Source organism: Priestia sp. Y58 (genome assembly GCF_029522095.1).
GTDB classification, from domain to species: Bacteria; Bacillota; Bacilli; order Bacillales; family Bacillaceae_H; genus Priestia; species Priestia megaterium_E.
In genome coordinates this window covers 442,502-463,541 of record NZ_JAKWFL010000003.1, presented here as the reverse complement: position 1 = coordinate 463,541, position 21,040 = coordinate 442,502, and the positions used below count along the sequence as shown (strand labels likewise).

The 21,040-nt window shown below is 36.8% G+C and carries 25 protein-coding genes; 7 read left to right on the top strand and 18 right to left on the bottom strand.

Going from position 1 to position 21,040, the window contains the following annotated elements:
- Nucleotides 1-178 precede the first annotated feature (178 nt).
- Nucleotides 179-475: a hypothetical protein gene (locus MMB68_RS12395; protein WP_264409155.1), complete on the bottom strand. Its 297-nt coding sequence runs from the start codon at nucleotides 473-475 to the stop codon at nucleotides 179-181.
- Between the two features lie 233 nt (nucleotides 476-708).
- Between MMB68_RS12395 and MMB68_RS12390 the strand changes: the two genes are divergently transcribed.
- Nucleotides 709-1,302 carry an exonuclease domain-containing protein gene (locus MMB68_RS12390; protein ID WP_221783125.1) on the top strand — a complete coding sequence of 198 codons (594 nt, stop codon included), beginning with the start codon at nucleotides 709-711 and terminating at the stop codon, nucleotides 1,300-1,302.
- A gap of 234 nt (nucleotides 1,303-1,536) precedes the next feature.
- Here the strand turns inward: MMB68_RS12390 and MMB68_RS12385 are convergent, their stop codons facing one another.
- The 4 genes from MMB68_RS12385 to MMB68_RS12370 all read right to left on the bottom strand — a co-directional run bounded on the left by MMB68_RS12385 (nucleotide 1,537) and on the right by MMB68_RS12370 (nucleotide 4,765).
- On the bottom strand, nucleotides 1,537-1,704 hold the full coding sequence (locus MMB68_RS12385; RefSeq protein WP_081085234.1) for a Fur-regulated basic protein FbpA: 168 nt from the start codon (nucleotides 1,702-1,704) through the stop codon (nucleotides 1,537-1,539).
- Between the two features lie 226 nt (nucleotides 1,705-1,930).
- The gene (locus tag MMB68_RS12380; RefSeq protein WP_277548897.1) at nucleotides 1,931-3,424 is read right to left on the bottom strand and encodes a sodium:solute symporter family protein; all 1,494 of its coding nucleotides are present in this window, start codon (nucleotides 3,422-3,424) and stop codon (nucleotides 1,931-1,933) included.
- Nucleotides 3,424-3,621: a DUF3311 domain-containing protein gene (locus MMB68_RS12375; RefSeq protein WP_013083119.1), complete on the bottom strand. Its 198-nt coding sequence runs from the start codon at nucleotides 3,619-3,621 to the stop codon at nucleotides 3,424-3,426. Before MMB68_RS12375 ends, MMB68_RS12380 begins: the two co-directional genes overlap by 1 nt.
- A gap of 292 nt (nucleotides 3,622-3,913) precedes the next feature.
- Nucleotides 3,914-4,765, bottom strand: a complete 852-nt coding sequence (locus tag MMB68_RS12370; protein WP_264409153.1) for an STAS domain-containing protein — start codon at nucleotides 4,763-4,765, stop codon at nucleotides 3,914-3,916.
- 234 nt (nucleotides 4,766-4,999) lie between these two features.
- On the opposite strand from MMB68_RS12370, the gene MMB68_RS12365 reads away from it, so the two are divergent.
- Nucleotides 5,000-5,506 carry a PCYCGC motif-containing (lipo)protein gene (locus tag MMB68_RS12365; RefSeq protein WP_013083117.1) on the top strand — a complete coding sequence of 169 codons (507 nt, stop codon included), beginning with the start codon at nucleotides 5,000-5,002 and terminating at the stop codon, nucleotides 5,504-5,506.
- Between the two features lie 149 nt (nucleotides 5,507-5,655).
- Here MMB68_RS12365 and MMB68_RS12360 read toward each other — a convergent pair whose 3' ends face one another.
- Nucleotides 5,656-6,633: a ring-cleaving dioxygenase gene (locus MMB68_RS12360; RefSeq protein ID WP_277548896.1), complete on the bottom strand. Its 978-nt coding sequence runs from the start codon at nucleotides 6,631-6,633 to the stop codon at nucleotides 5,656-5,658.
- A 246-nt stretch (nucleotides 6,634-6,879) separates the two neighbouring features.
- A complete protein-coding gene (locus tag MMB68_RS12355; protein ID WP_277548895.1) occupies nucleotides 6,880-7,440 on the bottom strand; it encodes a maltose acetyltransferase domain-containing protein in 561 nt (186 codons plus the stop codon).
- A 599-nt stretch (nucleotides 7,441-8,039) separates the two neighbouring features.
- Here MMB68_RS12355 and MMB68_RS12350 point away from each other — a divergent pair.
- On the top strand, nucleotides 8,040-8,576 hold the full coding sequence (locus MMB68_RS12350) for a PIN domain-containing protein (RefSeq protein ID WP_221783117.1): 537 nt from the start codon (nucleotides 8,040-8,042) through the stop codon (nucleotides 8,574-8,576).
- Between the two features lie 82 nt (nucleotides 8,577-8,658).
- Here MMB68_RS12350 and MMB68_RS12345 read toward each other — a convergent pair whose 3' ends face one another.
- Nucleotides 8,659-8,904, bottom strand: a complete 246-nt coding sequence (locus MMB68_RS12345; RefSeq protein ID WP_221783116.1) for a hypothetical protein — start codon at nucleotides 8,902-8,904, stop codon at nucleotides 8,659-8,661.
- Nucleotides 8,905-8,948: 44 nt separating this feature from the next.
- Nucleotides 8,949-9,842 (bottom strand): helix-turn-helix domain-containing protein, encoded by an 894-nt coding sequence (locus MMB68_RS12340; RefSeq protein ID WP_221783115.1) that lies wholly within the window; start codon nucleotides 9,840-9,842, stop codon nucleotides 8,949-8,951.
- 399 nt (nucleotides 9,843-10,241) lie between these two features.
- Here MMB68_RS12340 and MMB68_RS12335 point away from each other — a divergent pair, with 399 nt between their 5' ends.
- Nucleotides 10,242-10,376: a hypothetical protein gene (locus MMB68_RS12335; RefSeq protein ID WP_277548894.1), complete on the top strand. Its 135-nt coding sequence runs from the start codon at nucleotides 10,242-10,244 to the stop codon at nucleotides 10,374-10,376.
- 30 nt (nucleotides 10,377-10,406) lie between these two features.
- Here the strand turns inward: MMB68_RS12335 and MMB68_RS12330 are convergent, their stop codons facing one another.
- The 3 genes from MMB68_RS12330 to MMB68_RS12320 form a co-directional block, all read right to left on the bottom strand.
- Nucleotides 10,407-10,646: a hypothetical protein gene (locus MMB68_RS12330; RefSeq protein WP_277548893.1), complete on the bottom strand. Its 240-nt coding sequence runs from the start codon at nucleotides 10,644-10,646 to the stop codon at nucleotides 10,407-10,409.
- A gap of 601 nt (nucleotides 10,647-11,247) precedes the next feature.
- Complete coding sequence (locus MMB68_RS12325; protein ID WP_269870637.1) at nucleotides 11,248-12,132, bottom strand: excalibur calcium-binding domain-containing protein; 885 nt, start codon at nucleotides 12,130-12,132, stop codon at nucleotides 11,248-11,250.
- A 470-nt stretch (nucleotides 12,133-12,602) separates the two neighbouring features.
- Complete coding sequence (locus tag MMB68_RS12320; RefSeq protein ID WP_269870636.1) at nucleotides 12,603-13,535, bottom strand: alpha/beta hydrolase; 933 nt, start codon at nucleotides 13,533-13,535, stop codon at nucleotides 12,603-12,605.
- A 200-nt stretch (nucleotides 13,536-13,735) separates the two neighbouring features.
- Between MMB68_RS12320 and MMB68_RS12315 the strand changes: the two genes are divergently transcribed.
- Nucleotides 13,736-14,011, top strand: a complete 276-nt coding sequence (locus MMB68_RS12315) for a hypothetical protein (RefSeq protein WP_025752355.1) — start codon at nucleotides 13,736-13,738, stop codon at nucleotides 14,009-14,011.
- Between the two features lie 33 nt (nucleotides 14,012-14,044).
- Here the strand turns inward: MMB68_RS12315 and MMB68_RS12310 are convergent, their stop codons facing one another.
- From MMB68_RS12310 to MMB68_RS12300, 3 genes are all read right to left on the bottom strand, one after another.
- The gene (locus MMB68_RS12310; RefSeq protein ID WP_043982400.1) at nucleotides 14,045-14,893 is read right to left on the bottom strand and encodes a YihY/virulence factor BrkB family protein; all 849 of its coding nucleotides are present in this window, start codon (nucleotides 14,891-14,893) and stop codon (nucleotides 14,045-14,047) included.
- Nucleotides 14,894-15,082: 189 nt separating this feature from the next.
- The gene (locus MMB68_RS12305) at nucleotides 15,083-15,286 is read right to left on the bottom strand and encodes an alpha/beta-type small acid-soluble spore protein (protein ID WP_013056997.1); all 204 of its coding nucleotides are present in this window, start codon (nucleotides 15,284-15,286) and stop codon (nucleotides 15,083-15,085) included.
- 126 nt (nucleotides 15,287-15,412) lie between these two features.
- The gene (locus MMB68_RS12300) at nucleotides 15,413-16,273 is read right to left on the bottom strand and encodes a dimethylarginine dimethylaminohydrolase family protein (RefSeq protein WP_144645032.1); all 861 of its coding nucleotides are present in this window, start codon (nucleotides 16,271-16,273) and stop codon (nucleotides 15,413-15,415) included.
- Between the two features lie 207 nt (nucleotides 16,274-16,480).
- Between MMB68_RS12300 and MMB68_RS12295 the strand changes: the two genes are divergently transcribed.
- Nucleotides 16,481-18,652 carry an MMPL family transporter gene (locus MMB68_RS12295; protein WP_277548888.1) on the top strand — a complete coding sequence of 724 codons (2,172 nt, stop codon included), beginning with the start codon at nucleotides 16,481-16,483 and terminating at the stop codon, nucleotides 18,650-18,652.
- Nucleotides 18,653-18,696: 44 nt separating this feature from the next.
- On the opposite strand, the gene MMB68_RS12290 is transcribed toward MMB68_RS12295, so the two are convergent.
- Together MMB68_RS12290 and MMB68_RS12285 are read right to left on the bottom strand one after the other, a co-directional pair.
- Nucleotides 18,697-18,996: a YxcD family protein gene (locus MMB68_RS12290; RefSeq protein WP_013056994.1), complete on the bottom strand. Its 300-nt coding sequence runs from the start codon at nucleotides 18,994-18,996 to the stop codon at nucleotides 18,697-18,699.
- Nucleotides 18,984-19,439, bottom strand: a complete 456-nt coding sequence (locus MMB68_RS12285; protein ID WP_013056993.1) for a hypothetical protein — start codon at nucleotides 19,437-19,439, stop codon at nucleotides 18,984-18,986. The genes MMB68_RS12290 and MMB68_RS12285 overlap by 13 nt, the downstream gene beginning before the upstream one ends.
- A 572-nt stretch (nucleotides 19,440-20,011) precedes the next feature.
- On the opposite strand from MMB68_RS12285, the gene MMB68_RS12280 reads away from it, so the two are divergent.
- Nucleotides 20,012-20,617 carry an RraA family protein gene (locus tag MMB68_RS12280; protein ID WP_221783101.1) on the top strand — a complete coding sequence of 202 codons (606 nt, stop codon included), beginning with the start codon at nucleotides 20,012-20,014 and terminating at the stop codon, nucleotides 20,615-20,617.
- Between the two features lie 22 nt (nucleotides 20,618-20,639).
- Here MMB68_RS12280 and MMB68_RS12275 read toward each other — a convergent pair whose 3' ends face one another.
- Nucleotides 20,640-21,002, bottom strand: coding sequence for a VOC family protein (locus MMB68_RS12275; RefSeq protein WP_013056991.1), 363 nt, complete (start codon nucleotides 21,000-21,002; stop codon nucleotides 20,640-20,642).
- Nucleotides 21,003-21,040: the final 38 nt, after the last annotated feature.

Here is a 21,040-nt window from a genome sequence, read left to right as displayed (position 1 = left end):
ATGCCAAACCGACAACCAAAACTGAAAATATATGAAGCGTATTTTTTTAGGGAATTAGAACTATCTTTTCCGTATTACTATTATATAAAAACAAAAAATTCCCCATTATGGATACAGAAAGATAAAAAAAATCACTTCTCAATAGCCGAGAAGTGATAATCTCTGTATGCAAGTAAATTTAAGAATGTTCTTTTTGACGCTGCAGCAAGATATGATAGAGCGACATGCTCCAAATAGACATATTACGCGCTGCGATTTCATAAGGTTTTTCATCAATTTTAAACAAGAAATCCCCTTCATAACTCACGGATTTCCCTTGCTTTTCCAGTTCTTGTTTAACGGCTTCAATCCATTCTACTGCATTCGTATAATGTTTGTTCAAACGAACTTTAATAGTTTGATTCCTGTAATGAATAAAAGATGTAACTCCCCAAAAAATTAAGACAAGAAAAAGTACCATATACAGCAATTGCATGATAACGATCCCCTTCTTCCTTCATTTCATTATTTTCAATGAAGACTTAATTTAGATGAGTAAATATTACTATTCTCCTTTGCTATCGTCATCTCCTTTAAAAAAGTAAATTCCTTTTCCACGCAGGCGTATAAAATAAATCCATGTACGTGCTCCCTCATCTTTTTCACTAACGTTTTCTGTTAAAAAATGATAAGCTAATAGAATGACAAATAGAAGGGGAGGGAGACGAGTTGTCAACTGAACAAGTGAAATTAGCAGCCGTTTTAGATGTTGAAACAACGGGATTAAGTGCTCAAACATGCGATATTATCGAACTAGCAATTGCTGTTGTTTCTTACGATTCTTCTACCGGAGAAATAATCGACATTGTAGAAGAATATGAAGAATTTAATATGCCTTCAACTCCCATTTTCCCGTATATTACAAACTTAACGGGAATTACAAATGAGATGGTCAAAAATAAAACATTAGACGATAAAAAAGTGGAATCGCTGTTAACTAGCGTTTCGGCTATCATCGCTCATAATGCTTCTTTCGATCGCAGTTTTCTTTTAAAACGGTATCCATCTTTATTTAACCAAAAATGGCACTGCTCTATGCGTGCTGTCAAATGGAAAGAGTACGGCTTTCCTAATAAAAAACTAACAACGCTTCTTGACCATCATGATATTGAGAGAGAGCACGCTCACAGAGCTATGGATGACGTGAAAGGAACCATTGACTTGCTAAGACAGCAAAATCCTAGCGGAGAGCCCTATTTTTCTGAAGTATTAAAAAAAGCAATGAACAAACCTAAAAAAACAGCGGCCTCCACTCGTTTTTAACTCAACAAAAAAAGCGCAGAAGCTGCGCTTTTTTTGTTTTTATTCGCCTATTTCTTAAGTGTTGAGTTATATGTTTGAGGAGTATGTTTGGAAACAGCGAGGCTGTAAACGCACCGGAAGAAAAAGAAAAGTGCCTGCTTTCAAGCAAAAAGCCGCGGAGGAACAACCTGAACAGCTGGTGCTTACACATATATACCAAGTCAGCTGAATTTCTAATAATCTGGAAGATTTTAATTATATTTCTCTTACCTTTTGGTTTTGAAGATCGTGATGCGTTTGTTCTAGTTCACTTAAATTCAATTCGTACAAATGTCTCCCGTCTTCTGCTTTAAAATAACCTGATTCAATAATTTGATTCATTAAAAGATCTTTCTTTTGCTCAAATGCTTTTTCAGATGTCATGTTATCATCTCCTTTTTTAGGTAAATATCTTTCATAGAAAAGACGTACACCGCTTGTGGCATACGTCTTGTTGCTTTTTACACTCGTTACCTATGTTTAAAAACAACGCAATCGTTACATTTTATCGAGAAGGCTGCTTATATCTTGCAGCCATATTGAACATTTTGGTGATGCACTACTTTTATACCCTTCATGTTGTTCTTAAAACGCAATTGGAAAAAGATTTTCACAAAATTTGTTTTCCATCTACCGCCCCGCTTTCAAAATGCGGCTGTGCGGCGATTTTTTTCGTTGCTAAACTGACCACCATTAATACCACTAAATTAATAAATAAAGAAATAACGCCGACATTTGTATCTTTAATGATTTGTGGCAACGCAGGAAACAACGTGCCAAGCGTTGTTTCAGTAATTGTTATATACATCACAGACGCAATGCCGGCAACAATACCTGCACATGCCCCGTATTTAGTCACGATATTATTTTTCATTAAACTAAAAATAAAAGCAGGAAACAGCTGCGTCACAATACTGTAGCCCATTAGTAAAAGCGTTACAATCGTATTCCCTCCATGAAGGGTAAAATAGACTGAAACAAGCGCAATAACCGGTACGAAGCATTTAGCCAGTATCGAAATTTGTTTGCCCGTCGCTGAGGGAACAAGAACGCCATAAACGTTTTTAGATAGTGACGTAGAAGCTGCCATCAAAAGCATCGATCCAGGCACAAGCGCTGTTAATAAACCAGCTGCGCCAATAAAGCCGACAATCCACGGGTCAAATGTTTGAATGGAAAGACGAAGCAGTGACAAGTCCGCTTCTGCGCCTTGTAGTCCAGGTACCTGCATAAGAGCAGTAAACCCTACAAAAAAGACAAAAAGTAGCATTAACGTATAAATAGGACTTATAATAGAATTCTTTCGAAATACATTCTCGTTTTCAGCTGAATACGTTGCATTAAACGTATGCGGCCACATGTAAAATCCTAATACGGTCAGCATGACTGTAGAAATAAACCACGAAATACTTAGACCTGTCTTGGGAAGAGTAAGAAACGTTGGATTTGCTTGATGCACAGCCTCAAACATCGGCTGTAAGCCTCCGTAGTAATGAAACGGCATATATATTCCTAAAAATAAGACGACAATAAAAATCATAATATCTTTAACAATAGCCGTCCACGCGGAACCATGTATGCCTGATATCATTAAGTAAACCGTTAGTGATATGGCTCCAATCCAAATAGCTGCAGTTGAAGAGATAGAGCCATAAGAAGCTTCAGATACAATAATACCTAGGCCTTTGAACTGTAAAATAATATAAGGAACAATTGCCAGCACCCCTGCACATGAAACAACGATGCCAAGAAACGGACTTTTGTATTTTGAAACAAAAAAATCCGGCTGAGACATGAGCTTATGCTGCTTCGCATATCGCCATATTTGCGGGCCAATCCAATACCCTAACACGTACGCTAAAGAAATATAGGCTAAAATATAAAACGCTGGCCCTCCTTTTCCATATGCCCAAGCGCTTCCTCCTAGAAACGTAAAAGTAGTATAGATTTCACCCGCCATCAAAAAGAAGACAAAAACAGTTCCAAAACCTCTGCCGCCTACGCTCCACTGTTCTAAATCCATTTGTTTGCCTCGCGTAGCTCGAATTCCAAGATAAATAGCTAAAAGTAAAAAACCAAAAATAATAATCAGAGCGGTATTCATTATTTATCTCCTCCTTTAACAGCAGGATCGAGCTTGTACACAATGCCCATAATAAAAGACGTAAGGATTACCCACATAACAATCCAAAAGAGAAAAAAAGGCATCCCTAAAATAAACGGCGTTACTTTGTTAACAAAAGGCAATAAACCTAATATTCCTACAAACGGAAGCAGGCAAAGAAGATAAATTATTTTCATAGAACTCCTCCTTAATCACACGGCTTATCAGTACTTATCTAAGGCTTTAACTATCTCATTATGTACTTCTCTTATTCTTCTCTTTACACCTCCATTTTTGAGTTAAACGAGACGTTTGGCATAGAAAACCGCCGTTTGTTTGCTTCTTAGTATCTTCCATTTGTCCCCATATGAAAAGAAGTTTGTAAGGCATGCTTACAAGATTTTGAATACAGCAGAATATAGAAAAACAAAAGGAAACGGAACTCAGAGTAAAGGTCTCAGTTCCGTTTCGATTTAGCATTTCTATACTTCATTCTTCTTTTTTCTTTACACCAAGCGAAGAGAGAGCTTGTTTTAAATGTCCAAACGTTTCAATTTTATTAAAACTAATTCCTACATTAACAGCCGTCTGAGCCATGTCAGGACTCACTCCTGACATAATCGCATGGATGCCTAGCAGCTGCAAAATGTTAATCAAATCAAAAAATTTGTGAGCGACATACGTATCTACATAATTTACACCCGATAAGTCAATGACTAGATGCCTTATATGTTTTTCTGCACACTTTTTTGGAACAACCTCGATAATAGAATCGCCTTTGATTTCATCAATAAGCCCTACCAAAGGCAAGACCGCGATGTGATCTACAATTGGAATAACAGGAAAACTCGTTTCGTCGATTAGCTCTTGCTGAAGACTTATTTTTTGCCTCGTGATTTTATAATACTGTTCGGAGAATTCATTAATGAGTTTATCAAATGTTGTATGATAAACTTCACTCCAAGACAGTATCTCTTCTTTTGTAATAGATGAATGTATCAGACTATATGTTTTGACGTACGTCCAAATAATTTTTCTTGTTTTACTTAGCGCTTCTACTACCTCGTAAATCGGCGTATCAAATTTAATTCTGCTGTTTACTACTTCCGTCGTCCATTTCATCATACGTTGTTTAAAAATCTCTTGATCGTCAAGAAAGCCGCTCGCAATTGTTTCGATCGTATAACGATGCTGCTCGCGCAGCTTTTTCTCAACTGAAGCGTCTGCGTCCTTTGAGTAAATCGATCCTTTAATATTACTTCTTTGGCGCAGCCATTCTTCACTGATAGAGGCTGAATTATCTAAAATATATTCAAAAAGACGTTGATTTTGTTCACTCACTACTGTTTAACCTCCGTTCACTTTCTCCTTCTGTCCAATTACTTACAAAACGCACCTTATGATAAATTCATGCTTCATATTTTTTCCTCGTCCATCTCTATCATACACGATAACCGCTCTGCATACTTATAGAGAATTAGATATAAACAAGCAGGTATTTGATTATCTACATAGATAAACTGCCGTGTATGATGCAACTATCATTTATTTTTACATGAAAGGATGTTAATTATATTGAAAAAATCAATTATTTTGTTGGGGATTCTCGCTACAAGTATTGGATTATCCGCTTGTTCAAATAATACAACAACTTCTTCTGCTACAAACTCTTCTGCACATTCAGGTCATGAACATCATAAAGCTGCAGTTGCTGATATTCGCGAAGAGACTCCAGGAGCAGATGTTTTACCACAGTTTTTGAAGAACCAGCCTAAAGATATGAAACTAGTTTATCTATCCGTTGCTAAAAATCGTGAACTACTTGAAAAAATCCCTTGCTACTGCGGATGTGGCATGGAAGCGAATCACAAAAACAGCTATGACTGCTTTATTTTTAAAAACAAAAGAAATGGAGCAGTTGTCTGGGATGATCATGGAACAAAATGCGGATTGTGTATAGAAATTGCAGCTAAAGCTATGCTCGACTATAACCGAGGCAAATCAATAAAAGATATCCGCAAAGACATCGATGAAAAATATAAAGAAGGCTATGCACAACCCACTCCTACTCCTTCCTTGTAGAACATTGGCAGTTTCAAGTAAACATTCGCGACAGGTATATATATAAGTAGAAAATATCAAAAACACGTTCTTTTTTAGCGTTTTGAAAGCTGATTCATCTTTGAAACAGCAAAAAACACTCAAATAGCTATTTGAGTGTTTTTTGTGTACTATTCTTTCATAAACTCTTTTGTACTTCTTACTGTATCAATCGGACGCACGAGCTTCTCAATTTCTGCACGTTTCGGCTCTAAAAACGGAGGCAGTGATAATTTTTCTCCGAGCGTTTCGTAAGGTTCATCTCCCATAAATCCTGGTCCATCTGTCGCAAATTCAAATAAAATTTGCGGAGCCACTCTTGCATACAACGATTCAAAGAAGTGACGATTCACATAACCAGACGTATGGAAACCGAAGCTTGGCATTCGGTTAATCCACTCTTCAAGAGCCTGTCGATTTTCTACGCGAAAAGCAACGTGATGAATCGTTCCAAATCCTTGCTGAGCCTGCGGAAGTTTTTCATTATGTTCAACTACTACTTGCGCCCCGTTTCCTCCTTCTCCTACTTCGAATAGGTGAAGATCTCCTTCTTGAGCAATCTCTTTAAATAAAAGGACTTTTTCCATCATTTCTTTAAAGTAATTAAACTCGGCGATACGAATAAAGATAGGACCAAGTCCCGTAATAGCGTATTGAAGAGGTACAGGGCCTTTTTGCCAAGGAGTGCCTGATTCAACTCCTTGATTTCCTTCATCGGAAATTAACTGATACTGCTGATCATCAAAATCAACAAACGAAAGCGTCTTTTTCCCAAATAGCTCTTGAATCCCCGTATGCTTTACTTCTAAGCGATCAAAGCGCTTTATCCAATAGTCTAAAGCCGCATCATTTGGAACGCGGAAAGATGTTTTTGAAATTTCATTTGTTCCGTGAAAACCTTTCGGGATGCCTGGAAAATCAAAAAAAGTCATGTCCGTTCCGGCGCTTCCTTTATCATCTGCAAAAAACAAATGATACGTTTGAATATCATCTTGATTGACCGTTTTTTTGACTAAGCGCATGCCTAACACATAGGTGAAAAATTCATAATTCTTTTCTGCACTGCTTGTAATAGCGGTTACGTGGTGTATTCCTTTTAAGTGGTTCATTCTACATTCCTCCGGATAACTCGTCTAGTTTATCATTTATTATTTATCTTTAATTTAAATATCTTTAATTAAAGATAATATACCATGATTAATTTTCCTTTGTCAATAAAGTATGGATGATCCGGGAAGGAAATATGTAGATTTTTACATTTTATCGAAACATTATAAATGAGGACGAGCCAAATCAGCAATAAAACATTGTATAACCAAAGAGCTTTTACAATGCAAAAGCTCTTTGGTTATTCTTTAATTTTCAATATGCTTGATTATAACTGCTGGATTGCCTCCGACTACCACGTTATCAGGAACATCTTTTGTCACAACGGCACCCGAAGCAATTACCGCATTGTTGCCTATTTTCACTCCAGGATTAATAACGGCTCTTCCCCCAATCCAGACGTTATTTCCTATTTCTACGCGCTTTCCAAACTCAGCTCCTGAAATTCTTTCAAGGGCATGTAAAGGATGAGTTGCTGTATAGATATGTACACCTGGTGCAAGAAAACAATTATCTCCTATTCTTATTTCACATACATCTAAAAGTACGCAATCAAAGTTAGCATAAAAATTTTCTCCAACATGAATGTTAGAACCGTAGTCACAGCGGAAAGTAGGCTCAATGCAAAGAGAACTTCCCGTAGAACCAAACAGTTCTTTTAATAAATTTGTACGTATTTCTTCTTCCCTTTCTGTTGTTTGGTTATAAAGCCTTGTTAATCTTCGAGCGTTTTCACGTTCTTTTATTAATTGCGGATCAGCGGAAAAATATAATTCTCCATCCAGCATTTTTTGTTTTTCTGTTTTCATTTTGCATCCCCTTTTTTGTAGTTCCTTCTCTAACCTATACTGATTTATTTCTCTTACACGATATCATGTTTTTAAACCTTTGTCCGGTATTCGCTGAGATTATCACCCACGAGGCAAACATTAGTTAATTTTATAACTCCCGGAAGCTAATTTTTTGATCTTTTTATATAAAAGGAATAGTAAGAAAAAACTTCATCACATATACTATATAAATTTATATAAAAGGCAGGGATATCATGAAAGCACAGCGCTTGGTAGATGACAAAAAATCAACATACAGCAAGGAAGTTCAGAAGCACTTCAAAATAAAAATAAATGGAAAAATTCACACAAAACCCTCGCCGCAATCACCTTCCTCACCCCCTATGAATAAAAAAATCTTAAATACAAACCTCAAAATAAAGTTCTACGCACGTACGATAAAAAAGATAAAACATTAAATGGCACACAAGAAAAGCTCATAAAATCTGCAAAAACTAGATTAACTAAATATGAAAAGCTTCTATTAAGCAATCAGCTTTCAGAATCTGCGGCTCTTTACTCACCTTTTGGGTTAGAAGAGCTGGTACGAATGGCTAGTAGAGAGGAGTGAACGGTTTGTGTTGGATGAAAAAGTAATCATTGATACAAACATTTGGGCTTCACATGCGCTTAATTATCCAGAAGTTGTGGAATATATTAATGAACTTATTTCAAATAACGCGGAATTTTTAATGCCTACCGTTGTAGAAATAGAACTTCTGTCACATTGGGAAGTAGAAACAAATCCTCAAGTCCAAGCAGTAAAAAATCATTATATTTACGATATGACAGATAAGATTGTGGACGTTACAAGTGAAATTGCACAGCTAGCAGCTCAAATTCGCAGAAAAGCTAAAATAGAACCCAATAAAAAAATTAAAGGCCCAGATGCGATGATTGCCGCATCTGCTTTTATACATAATGCAAAACTGATTTCCAACAATAATAAAGATTTTGCTTGGATTACATTTAATTTCAGCTACCGGGGTCAACCATTATCTTATGTAAATCCTATTAAAGATACGATTGCTTACGCTTCTTTTATTAAAAGCTTCGAACTGCCTACTTTGACTCACACAGCAGATACCTTACAAAAAAATAAAAAGGAAACCTAATTTCTTTTTATTATTAAAATATTTCTTATCTCCCGTCGAATTTTTAAAGGGAAAATTTGATGGGTACATACTCCAATTCTTTCTATAATGAATACAGTAAAAAGCATAAAAACTTAGGCGGTGAAAAGAGTGAATTATCAATATTACCCGGAACAACCTTTAGAAGAGTATCCATATAGCTATGATTATTATTCGAATCCCCAAGAAGCTGACGAAAGATTCCCTTATGGTTATTATCCATATCCTCGCCCTCGGCCATTTTATCCTTACCCTTATCCTCGTCCCATTTATTACCATCCTCCTTACTTTTACCCTCGCCCTCGGCCATTTTACCCACACCCAGTGTATTGGAGATAAAAAAAAGAAGAGCGATCAGCTCTTCTTTTTTTTATCTTGATATTTAGACATCTCTTCTTTAATAATGGTCACAAACGCTTCATTTTGCTCAATTTCAAAAACAGTAATAGCTTTTTCGAGGTAGGCTATTCCTTCTTTAAGCTCACCAAGCTGACAGAGTGCTTCTCCAATTTGATAGTGCAGTTCTCCTAATAAATAAAGCGTCTCATGCTGAATACACAGCTCTAGTCCTGCTTGTGCATATTTAACCGACTTTTCATAACGTTCCATTTGCAAAAGCGCATGCGATAATCCATATAAAATTCGAATTTTGACAAGAGGATCTTTTAACTTAGGAAGCAAAGCAATATGCTGCAATCCTTCCATAAACGTACTGAACGCTTTTTTTAAATGACCTTCTTCTTCGTAAATAATGGCAATACTATTTAAAATAGCAATCTCTTTTTCTGAATAAAACTGTTCGCTCGTACGCGTGAACGCAATGGCTTTTTCCAATTTACGAAGCGCTTGTTCAAATTTATTTCCAATATAATAATCACATATGGCTTCGTGCCATAGGAAAAATTGTGCGTGAAAAGGATCTTGAAACATAGGATTATCTTTTTCTTTGTTCACCATATGTAACACGGTTTCATAATCGCGTTTTCGTATATAATGCCTAATGGTCGATTTAATTTCTTTTGAATAATCGTTGGGCGTTAGCTCTCCTGCTTCAAAGAAATAATTCATCGGAACCCCTAAGCGTTTCGATAAATGATAGAGAACTTCACTGCTTGCATGAATTTCACCTTGTTCAAATCGATGTAGCTCTTCTTCTGTACAAATTCCTTCTGATAACTCGACAGTTGTCATTTCCGCAATCTTTCGCAGATCTTGAATCAGCTGACCTACTTGTTTTTTATCATTCAAAAAATCACCTTACTTAAAACGTATAAACCCTGTTAAAACAACGTTCCGCTATAGTATTATAAGTCTATTGTACCATTTATATAGTTTTTTTATCAATAGTATCAAGAAAAATATTCCAAGAAAGATTCTTCTAGTTATAGGGTCATTTCAAACAATCTCCTGCTTCTTCTTTTGAAATGTATCCTTCTTGTACTCCATATAACACTTGATCACATCGCCATAGAGTAGAGCTATATCCATCGTTTTCTTCCATTTCTTGATTAATTTGTTGCTTTGTTTCGTCTGTGAAATTTTCTTCTTGTTGTTGACGAACCTCTTCTTCGTATTGATCTGGAGCAGAAATATCTTCATTTACTTCAGGTTCTTCATATTGGTCCGCATGAGATAGTTCTTCATCATTTGTTTGTTGCTGTTGACTTTGTACTACTTGAGCTTGTTGTTTCTTTTGTTCTTCTGCTTGTTGCGCTGCGATACGTTGTTGTTCAGCAATCTTTTGTTGTCTTTGTTGCTCAGCTACTTCCGCTTGACGTTTAGCTTCCGCTTCTTCTCTTGCTTTCTGCTCTGCTAATTCTTTAGCTTTTTTTCTTTTTCAGCTTTTACACTATACGTACGTAAATCTTTCTGTTCGTTTTGAATTTGCTGAGATTCAGACTTTTTATCTAAATCTTTGCCTTCAGACTTCCTCTTATGTGCTTCAGCTACACTTTTCTTCTCTAGTGAATCATTTTCCTTCTCATCACTGTCACAAGCACCCATAGTCAAACTCAAAGACAATAAAGCAGTACCAATTAGCAGCTTTTTCACAGAATTCTCCCCTTTTGTTTAATTGAAGCCACAACCAGAAGTACCTTAAATTTCTTTTTATATAGCGTTACTTTAAACTGATAAACTAAGTTGGCTGATTACTTTTTCTAAGTTCATAATTAATTGGTTGGGACTGCAACTATTGTTCATTACGTTATGGCATATTTGAGGAATCTCAAGCTTAACCCCTACAATTGCTCTATCACAGTACTCATCCCTTCAACGAGTAAATAATACCACAGAATAGGTTATTTTTGTTATTTTTTCAATTATATTTCTTTTTTATTCCCCAATAAATTTCCGTTAAAACCGCTAATATTCCCCATACCTTCTTCTCTATAATCGATTATCATACTTTCCATAACCTCAAGAATTTCTTTTCTTCTTTTTTAGTTTGTTCCAGCATGGATAAAACACTTAAGTTAGCTGGCGTTTTGAATGTTAAAGTGGATAAATTGTACGGGAAAATTGAGAAGCAAAAAAGCCCAATCCAATTAAGGAAAGGGCTTTTTAACTAATACTGGTTAGTCATATTTTCTACTAATATCATAAACCTTCCAGGTTGATTTGGAGTTTACTTTATACTTACTCTAATGAGTTATTATTGGTCACAGCCAACCCCATCACCATCACGGTCTAGATGTTTAGCGTAACCCGGTTGTCCTTGGTAAACAGGTGCTGCTCCTGCTGCCCTAGCCTCTGTACAATTTTTATAGAAAACTGTCTGAGTTTGTTGTTGCTGTTGAGCCTGTGCTGCTTGATCTGCCTCAACTTGTTCTTTTTGCTTCTGTTCAGCTACACGTTTTTCCTCAGCAATACGGGCTGCTTCTTCTTGTTTACGTTTCTCTTCTTCTGCCTTAGCTTGTGCTTCCTCTTTAGCTTTTTGTTCTTCTAATTGCTGAGCTTCCTCTTGTTTCTTTTGTTCATCAGCTTTTTTTTGAGCTTCTTCCTTTTTAGCTGTTTCTGCTGCTTTTTCTTTATTTACACTAGCAACTACTTTCTTCTCTAAGTTAGGACTCATTTCAACTTTCTTAACTAACTTGTCATTATCATCAAACGTTACTTGAACCCATTCTCCAGACTTTTCAGCTTCAGCGAATGTGTAAACATGTTTTTTCATCTTAGTGGCTAAATAACCCTTCATAACATTTTCTTTAATGAATTTAGATTTGTTAATTCCCTCATCCGGTTCTTCTACTCCAACCATTTTATAAACAATTGCTGCTGCTTCAGTAAATGCCAATGTAGGCTTTACACTTGTTGCTGTTGGAGTTGCTTTCTTTTCAACCTTACTCTCTTTTTTAACTACTTGTTGTTCCTCTTCTTTACTTCCGTCCACTGTTGCTAGAATTGCAAATAGAATAAAACTTACTAGTGCAATAATGAAATATTTCTTACTTTTCTTCTTTCTTGCCAATTGTATTAATCCCCATATTAAAAAAACTATAAAGATAAACACTGAAAGTAAACCAATAACTACTATCATTTTTTCACTTCTCTCCCTTTATTTCCAATAGTTACAATTTTACTATATTTTTATTATTTTTTTAATTAAATATTAGAAAAGCCATCGACAAAAACATGGTTATTCATTAATTTGTTTTACTCTATTCAGATTAAGGATATTAAGATGTTTTAATTTTTTTGAGTTACTTCCATTTAGAAACTCTGAACTTGCGTGTCTTTGTTACTTATTATAGTCATATGCTAGAAACTTAAGGACTTAGCTTCTTCTTAGTGGTAACCAAGGCATTTCCAACTTTATAATATAGACTCAGCTAATCCATCAAGTTCTTGTATATCGTCCCAACTTGGGTATGTATCATATAAATTTGATAAGCTCATTCCCATACTATTCCCTATATTCTTTTCTCTCTATCAATAAAGAAAAACAGCAAATCAATGTGCTGTTTTTCTCAAGTTCATATGATTTATGAGACTATATATCTTTTCAACTTAAATAGAATCAAATACTTGACGCAGTTGAGCTGCGCTTTTATTAATTGCCTGCTGAGCGAGTGGGACAAATTCATGAAATCCTAAAAACCCGTGAATCATTGTTTCATAATTTTCATAGGTGACGGGGACACCATGATTTTTTAATGCGGCCGCGTAGTCTTTTCCGCTATCTCTTAAAGGGTCATACTGTGCTGTAATAATGGTAGCGCTCGGTAGACTCGATAAATCTTCTAGTAATACCGGAGCGTTATAGGGATGCTGTTCTTCTTCTTTATTATTTAAGTACTGAAGGCGAAACCAATCCATGAGATCTTTTGAAAGAAGGTATCCTTCAGCATTTTCTTTCATAGAGGCAGGGTGCTGATTTTTAAATCCTACAGACGGATAAATAAGCAGCTGATGAACAATGGATGGACCTTGTCTTTGTTTTGCTAAAATGCTTACAACCGCAGCAAGGTTGCCACCGGCACTGTCGCCTCCGACGGCAATTTTGTTTGAATCGATATTTAATTGAGACGCGTGAGCTGAAATCCACTCCAAGGCGTCATAGGCATCGTTTACTGCAGCGGGAAATTTACTCTCAGGAGCAAGACGGTAATCAACAGACACTACAATACAGTTCGTTTCATTTGCATACGACCTGCATATGGAGTCATGAGTATCCAGGCTTCCTAATACCCAGCCTCCTCCGTGATAATAAACAAGAGCGGGAAATGGCCCTGTTCCTTCAGGTTCATACACTCGTATAGTGAGCGTACGTTCATTTAATTCAATGTCTTTATTATATACTTTTTTAACTGCTTCTTTGGAAGGAGTTAAAGACATCTTTTCCATTTCCCTCAGCTGTGGGGGTGTAACGTCCTCTAAAGAAGGACGGGGCATTTCATTATATTGATTTAGAAATATTTGAATATGCGGATCTAACGGCATTCTTCTTCTCTCTCCTTTCAGGGTAACTCTATATGTAATGATGAATGAAATTTCAGAAAAAATCCAATATATTGTCTTCTCGGCAGACTTTTGTTTGTTTTGATTAAAAATGGGTATAACAATTAAATAAAGAGGATGATATTCGTATATATTTTATTCTCACCTATATAAATATAAATACGTACAAAGGAGGCACACCGATGATTATTGTTTATATAAGCTTAGCTGTTGTTTTGGCATCACTCGCGTATCTTATTTACGCAGGCGTATCATTTAATAAAAAAATCAAGCCAACTGTGAACTCTGTAAATGCCACTTCTCAACATCTTCAAAATGAAACTGATCATATCAAAGAAAAAACAAATCATTTAAAAGTAACACAAGCAGCTATTAAAACCGATGTACAGTACAAAAAAGATTCGGTCAAATATACAGCCAACTCATTTAAACAGCTTGTTAATAGCTTTAAACGTTAAAAAAGGAAACCTCTATAAAGGTTTCCTTTTTTATTACATTGCCTGAGACGTATCTTTAGGAGGCGCAGCCGTTTTGTTTCGGTGATAAATAGCGTTAATCTCTCCTCCAATAACGAGAATTAACCCCGTTAAAAATAGCCAAAGCATCAGAACAATCACGCCTCCTAAGCTTCCATAAGTAGCAGAATAATTGCCAAAGTTGCTTACGTAAAATGAGAACCCTAAAGATGTCAGCTGCCATAACAGCGTAGCAGCGAGCGCTCCGGGCCATACATGGGCAAAAGGAAACGTTTTGTTTGGAGCTAATCTGTATAATACGGATAAAACAAGTACCATAATGCCGACACCGATAATCCAGCGCAGAATATTTAAAACCACTGTTGTACCTGAAGGAAGAGAAAACCATTCGCTTATCCAATTTAACAAAACCCCTCCGAACACTGGTAAAAGAAGCGATACAACAATTGTTACAATTAATCCAATTGTTAAAAGAATGGACAAGCCTCTTACTTTAATAAACGAGCGCTGTTCTTTCACGTCGTAGGCTTGGTTCATTGCACGGATAAAGGCGTTCATACCGTTTGAAGCAGACCAAATGGTTCCTAAAATCCCTACAGTCAGTAACCCGCCGTTTGGTTGGCTTACAAATTGAGCTACGTTATCTTTAAAGATTGCAGCCGTTTCTCCCGGCATAACGCTTTGAAGGACATCGATTGCCTCTTCCGGTTTAATAGATAGATACGGAACAATCGATATCAGTAAAATCAGCATAGGGAATAATGATAGCATATAATAATAGGCTTGCTCAGCCGCTAGTCCCGTTGCTTGGTCTTCTTGAATTTCTTTACCAAGACTTTTTCCAAATGATAATAGCTTTTTCATGGTAAACCTCTACTTTCTCTTTTTTTGTTCTTTTCCCATTTTATGCACTTTTCAACCTTGAAAGTGGAGAATTTCAAGCGAAATCTCAAATCAAACGACCAAGAGAAAGTAGAATGATGTTTTCTACACAAAAAAAGTTCCAGCTCAAAAGAGCCAGAACTTTTCATCAGAGTGTTTATGTAGAGCAGACTAGCGAATGTGTCCTTGTGCACCACTTAATTGCTGTTGCGCCATTGCAACAAGATGCTTCGTCATTTCTCCACCAACAGAACCATTTGCACGAGCCGTTTGTTCAGCACCAAGCTGAACGTTAAGTCTTCCCGCGATTTCCGTTTTTAACTGATCAAGAAGCTGTTCAGCACCTTGAACTAAAATAGGATTACGATTTGCCATGTTTATCACTCCTTTCCTTCAACAGCTTATATAGGTTAATGTTCCTTTCACTTGAAATTTTATACAACATCCCTCAAAAAAAAGATCCCTGGCTATCGCCAAGATCTTTTTTTCTTTTTAAGCTTTTTACACTCGTTCAAGAGGCATAGTGCAGCAGCGGAAAGAACCGCCGGACTTAATAATTTCAGATATATCAACTTCAATCACTTTATAGCCTCGTTTCCTTAACTCTTCATTCACTTCTGTATTCATTGGCAGGCTGATCACCCGTTGATTACCGATGGATAATACATTGGTTCCCATCGTAAACTGCTCTTCTTTTGTTACTTCAATTAAGTCATATTTCATGCGAAGTAAATTTAATTCTTTCTCATGTAAAGCAGGTGAAAATACAAGCGCTTCTGTAGGTGATAAAATATTTAACACACAATCAAGATGAAGATAAGACCGATCAATAGGAATCGGAACAACCTCATACGCTGGAAGCAGCTCTTGGATATGCTCCACGCCTTCTTTACTTGTACGGTCGCTGAGCGCAATAAAAATAGCTTGTCCATCAATCAGCACATCTCCACCTTCAATGGGATGATCCGGTACCTGATGGAAAGGAATACCTTGCTGCTGCAGCCAATCGGCTAGCACTTGTTCTTCTCCACTTCGAATTTCGCTGCCCATTTTCGTGACAATAACGGTATCTCCGAGCGTATAGCCAATATCCCGCGTAAATACTTGTTCTGGAAATGGCTCTTGTGCAGATAGCCCGATGACTTCAACCCCTTCTTTTTGAAGGCATTCGACAAATTGACGGTGCTGCTTTGAAGCCAAGCTCTCATCAATGTTTTCGTCCGCATAATGCTTTTGTGTTTCATTAATAATTTCTTCAATTTTCATATATGTAGGTGGGCAAACGACCACACGTTTTAATGTATCATACTCATTTTTACACCCATAACTATTCGTCATTTTAGCTGGCTGTTTCATTTGCATCTTTTTAAATCCCCCTTCGTGCATTTATGTACAGTGTTCCCTAAATCTCCTGAAACATAAACACGATTTTACTGAGGAAACACCCCTGCGCATCTATCTAAAAAGCTTTTTCAGGCAAGAAAAACAAAAAAACACAATACTTCTTCTAATTACAATAACTGTTAGTATAAAATAGTCTAGTAACTGTACAAAAAATTGGAGGTTAATATGAATAAAGTAGCGAACGCATTATATGCGGGCAGAAAAATTTTATTAATACTGTGGATCATCCTAATTGTCGGATTTGGCTTTTATGCGGCTAAGCTTCCTTCTGTGCTGGGAGGAAACGGATTTGAAATGAAAGGAATGTATAAAGATACCGAGCAGCTTTTAGTTAATAAATTTGATGTTAGCGAAGCTCAGATCATCGTTTTGTTTGAAAAAAAAGACGGAGTTTCTGACTCGAAATTCCAGCAAACGATCGCTCAGTATATGCAAAAAGCAAAGGACAAATCAGACGCGTCGAAAGTTGACATACCAACGGCTTCTAACAAGATGATAAAAGGAAGCACAGCGTATGGAATTATCCACTTTAATCACGATGATGGAACGATGGATAAACGAGTGGAAAAGATCAGAACTCTTTCAGCTGATGAAAAAGAAGTTAGTGTAAAATTAACCGGTGGTCCTATTATTGAAAAAGATATGAATACAGCAAGCCAAGCAGATTTAGCAAAAGCAGAAGCCATCGGTATTCCTGTTGCTTTAGTTGTGCTTCTTCTAGCTTTTGGCAGCGTGGTAGCCGCTGCAATTCCTCTCATGATAGGAATTGTAACCGTTGTCACCACCATGGGCGTTGTCTATTTCTTTCATCCGTACACAGAGCTGTCCATCTTTATTTTAAATGTGATTCCAATGATTGGATTAGCTCTTAGTATTGACTTTGCCCTTTTATTTATTAATCGCTTTAAAGAAGAAATTCAAACAAAATCGATAGAACAAGCAATCAAAATCACCATTCAAACAGCGGGACGCTCGGTCATCTTCTCAGGATTATGCGTATTTATTGGATTAGCGGGAATGCTGTTTATTCAAGTCGATATTTTTCAAAACGTCGCTCTTGGAGGAATGGCTGTTGTTTTTATTGCTGTGTTTTCAGCTCTTACGCTGCTTCCTTCCATACTTGCTATATTAGGTACACGCATTAATCGTTTACGCATCTTAAAAGTCAGTGAACAAGGCGGTCAGTCTAGATGGCGTTCATTCGCTACATTTGTCATGAAAAAGCCTGTAACTATGACGATTGTTTCTCTTATCATTCTGTTAGTAGCACTTATTCCCGTTCGAGACATGCATCTAGAAATACCGTCTTCAGAAGCGCTGCCAACAAAATACGAGTCTCGTCAAGCTTTTGACACGTATAACGATACGTTTATAAATAAAAACACGGCAGACGTTTATTTTGTGCTAGAAGCTAAGCAAGATATGCTGAATGAAAAGCCTTTAACAAATGCCTTTACTTTTATAAAACAATTAAAGGGAGATTCGTTAGTTAAGCAAGTCGATTCTATTTCTACCGCTTTAAATGTAAAATCGAGTGATCAGCTTCAAGCTATGCTGGAAAACCCGCAGATAAGTGCGCAGACAAAGCCATCTGTAGATTCGTTCATTAACGGACATTATATGCTTATAAAAGCTACGCTAGATACAGACCAAAATTCAGATCAAGCAAAAGATTTTGTTCGAAAATGGAAAGAGAAACATTCACCGCTCACCGTTCATATTGGCGGCTATCCAAAATTTGAACAAGAAATATTCGATGAAATTTATGAAAAAGCTCCATATGGTTTGGCTCTTGTTTTATTTTCAACGTATGTCATTTTAATGATTGCTTTTCGTTCTGTCCTCATTCCTTTAAAGGCTATCATTATGAATATTTTAAGCCTAACAGCTACGTTTGGTTTACTTGTATGGCTGTTTCAAAATGGACATTTAGGTCTTACCGAATCTAATATTGCTTTAGTGCTGCCGGTCTTTGTTTTCGGTCTTGTATTTGGGCTTAGCATGGACTACGAAGTCTTTTTGATTTCGCGCATTCACGAAGTGTATCATCAAACCCACGATAATAATGTGGCAACGGTAGAAGGCTTAGCTTCCACTAGTAAAATCATCACAAGCGCTGCTTTAATCATGATTGTCATTACAGGAGCCTTTGCTTTTACAGACGTAACGCCTGTTAAACAAATGGGTGTAGGAATTGCCTTAGCTATATTTATCGATGCAACGATTGTCAGAATGCTTCTTGTCCCTTCTCTTATGAAATTGCTTGGAGATGCCAACTGGTGGTTTTTCACTAAAAAACGCGATAAGTCCAGTTCCAACGAACAGTTAAAATCATAATAAAAAAAACCGCTCAAGTGAGCGGGTTTTTTATTATGATTTCTTTATCGACTTAATTTTGCAAAAGCGATAATGCCTTCTTCATCGTCTAATTCCAGTTCTAGTCCTGCTGCGTATGGATCTACGTTCATTTCCGTATCCAGCCAAAAGCGCAGCGCTTCAATAATGTTCAAAGTAATATGAACCTGCTTACGATCATGCACGTATGACTCTGCTGAAAAACCGTAGTCATCATCATACATTAGCTCAATCTCTACTTCTTGAGGCTGAACTTGTTTTTTTTCTGCAATATATAGGCACATCGCATTGATAATATCTTGTTCAGAAATTTTTATTGTCTCCAAGATTTCACTTCCTCATTTTTACGCTTGTTGCTACGTACGCTTTGGAATAACTTTACTACAAGAAGAATTAAAGCGACAATCACAAGCATGTTTACCATAAAGCCTAAAATTGGGCCTAATGGTCCTAAGCTAGATAGCAAGCTTCCAAATAATAAGCCCGCAATTCCTCCCATTAAAAGACCTTTCATTAAGCCGCCGCGCTTTGAGCTAGCCGCTGTACTTTTAGATGATGAGTTTTTAGACGTATTGTTTTGCTTAACTGAATTACTGTTATTGTTTTTAAATAAGCTTGATTGGTTATTGCTTCCGCTGTCAAAAGAGCGCTTTCCTGATTTATACCCTTTTGCGCTTGCTACGTTTGAACCGTCATGAATAAGCGATCCACCGACTGGTGAAAACACAACCGCTAATGCGATAAATGCGGCCAATAATTTTTTTACCATTGCTTTCCCTCCACTAAATGACTAACGTCACATATGTTTTTTCATATATGATTTCCATATATGTTCCTACGTTTCATCATACCAAAAGGTTTCACTTTTTTATATAAAAATGCATAAAGCTCCATCAAATGTTCACAGGATTAAACATTTGCACGTATTTCTTGTGTATATAAGACCATTCAAGTATAAAACAGAGACCTTCATAAAACTAACAAAGGTCCTTCATCTTCATTAAGTGCAGCTTATTTTACACTTTTCCAAAAATATTATCTAAAGTAACTTTTGTAGAGTTCTTTGGTTTTTCTACTTCTTTAATAATGTATTTATAGGCTATAGGCTACCTTCGCCTTTATTACTAATTAAAGGATATAGGTGCTTATATGACGAATACCATACGAGAAACAGCGCCTCAAAGGTATAGTACAATGTATTTAAAATTGGCTCTGAAAGCTTCTAATACTGCATGTTTGCAGTTGATGGTCAATATTTCACGGTATCTACTTGCCCTTTCATAAATAAGAGCTTTCTCTTATATGAATATAGATAGAATATAATTAAAAAGGAGAGATACGATGTTGAATGAACAGCTCCCATTATCAACAGCCAATTTATCAGATGCAATGGAAGGTGCAAACCACTTAGACTTTTCTATTAAGCCATTGCAGCGTCATTACAAACTATTTGGGCCGGCTCTTACTGTAGATACGCCTGCTGGCAATAATTACTCAGTGCTTGAAGCGATTCGACTAGCGGAGCCCGGAAGCGTGCTCGTCATTGATGGAAAAAGCTACTGTAACCGTGCCTTAGCGGGAGATTTCGTAGTGGCCATGGCAAAGCTTGTTGGAATAAGCGGTATTGTACTAGATGGTGTTATACGAGATCAGGAAGACATTGAAAAGCTCAATTTCCCTGTGTTTTGTAAGGGCTCTACGATCGCAGCAAGCAGCAAAAAAGAAAAAGGAAAGGTAAACAAGATCATTTCCTGCGGGGGCGTGAAGATCCGTCCTGGGGATTTTATTGCAGGTGACGACGGTGGAGTCATTGTCATTCCCAAGGAGGAAGTCGAAGAAGTATTAGCAAAAGCACGAGAAAAGTGGCAAAAAGATAAAGACAGAGAAAATGAAGTATTAGTTAGCAAAGAAACGGTATATACGTATTTAGATAACGCCCTAAAATAAAAGACCTCCGCTTGGAGGTCTTTTATTTGTCATATTGTAAAAATTCTAATCGATTTCCGAACGGGTCATGGACAAAAAAACGCTCTCTCCCTGCAATAGGCTCTTCTTCAGAAAGAACGCAGCCCGAATGTGCCAACTTACGTCTAAGCGTCTTGATATCTTCCACGACAAAAGCTGGATGCGCTTTTTTAGCAGGTATGTAGTCATCTTGAATACTGATATGCACTTCTTGAGTTCCACATTGAAACCATATGCCGCCTCTGTGCCTTAAATTTTCCGGCTTAAGAACAGTTTTCATTCCTAAAAGATTTTCATAAAAATTTCTTGCTTCTTGCTCGCATCCTTCTGGACCAAGAAGCTGAACATGATCAATTCCTAGAAACATCCACGAACCCCTTTCAAAAAACGTCTTCCTAAAAGTTT

Excerpts from the sequence above, each read along its gene's own strand:
- MMB68_RS12395 (WP_264409155.1), bottom strand. The coding sequence starts at position 475 with ATGCAATTGCTGTATATGGTACTTTTTCTTGTCTTAATTTTTTGGGGA.
- MMB68_RS12385 (WP_081085234.1), bottom strand. The coding sequence starts at position 1,704 with ATGACATCTGAAAAAGCATTTGAGCAAAAGAAAGATCTTTTAATGAAT.
- MMB68_RS12380 (WP_277548897.1), bottom strand. The coding sequence starts at position 3,424 with ATGAATACCGCTCTGATTATTATTTTTGGTTTTTTACTTTTAGCTATT.
- MMB68_RS12375 (WP_013083119.1), bottom strand. The coding sequence starts at position 3,621 with ATGAAAATAATTTATCTTCTTTGCCTGCTTCCGTTTGTAGGAATATTA.
- MMB68_RS12360 (WP_277548896.1), bottom strand. The coding sequence starts at position 6,633 with ATGAACCACTTAAAAGGAATACACCACGTAACCGCTATTACAAGCAGT.
- MMB68_RS12355 (WP_277548895.1), bottom strand. The coding sequence starts at position 7,440 with ATGAAAACAGAAAAACAAAAAATGCTGGATGGAGAATTATATTTTTCC.
- MMB68_RS12345 (WP_221783116.1), bottom strand. The coding sequence starts at position 8,904 with ATGGCCGAGGGCGAGGGTAAAAGTAAGGAGGATGGTAATAAATGGGAC.
- MMB68_RS12325 (WP_269870637.1), bottom strand. The coding sequence starts at position 12,132 with ATGATAGTAGTTATTGGTTTACTTTCAGTGTTTATCTTTATAGTTTTT.
- MMB68_RS12320 (WP_269870636.1), bottom strand. The coding sequence starts at position 13,535 with ATGCCGTTAGATCCGCATATTCAAATATTTCTAAATCAATATAATGAA.
- MMB68_RS12315 (WP_025752355.1), top strand. The coding sequence starts at position 13,736 with ATGATTATTGTTTATATAAGCTTAGCTGTTGTTTTGGCATCACTCGCG.
- MMB68_RS12310 (WP_043982400.1), bottom strand. The coding sequence starts at position 14,893 with ATGAAAAAGCTATTATCATTTGGAAAAAGTCTTGGTAAAGAAATTCAA.
- MMB68_RS12305 (WP_013056997.1), bottom strand. The coding sequence starts at position 15,286 with ATGGCAAATCGTAATCCTATTTTAGTTCAAGGTGCTGAACAGCTTCTT.
- MMB68_RS12300 (WP_144645032.1), bottom strand. The coding sequence starts at position 16,273 with ATGCAAATGAAACAGCCAGCTAAAATGACGAATAGTTATGGGTGTAAA.
- MMB68_RS12295 (WP_277548888.1), top strand. The coding sequence starts at position 16,481 with ATGAATAAAGTAGCGAACGCATTATATGCGGGCAGAAAAATTTTATTA.
- MMB68_RS12285 (WP_013056993.1), bottom strand. The coding sequence starts at position 19,439 with ATGGTAAAAAAATTATTGGCCGCATTTATCGCATTAGCGGTTGTGTTT.
- MMB68_RS12280 (WP_221783101.1), top strand. The coding sequence starts at position 20,012 with ATGTTGAATGAACAGCTCCCATTATCAACAGCCAATTTATCAGATGCA.
- MMB68_RS12275 (WP_013056991.1), bottom strand. The coding sequence starts at position 21,002 with ATGTTTCTAGGAATTGATCATGTTCAGCTTCTTGGTCCAGAAGGATGC.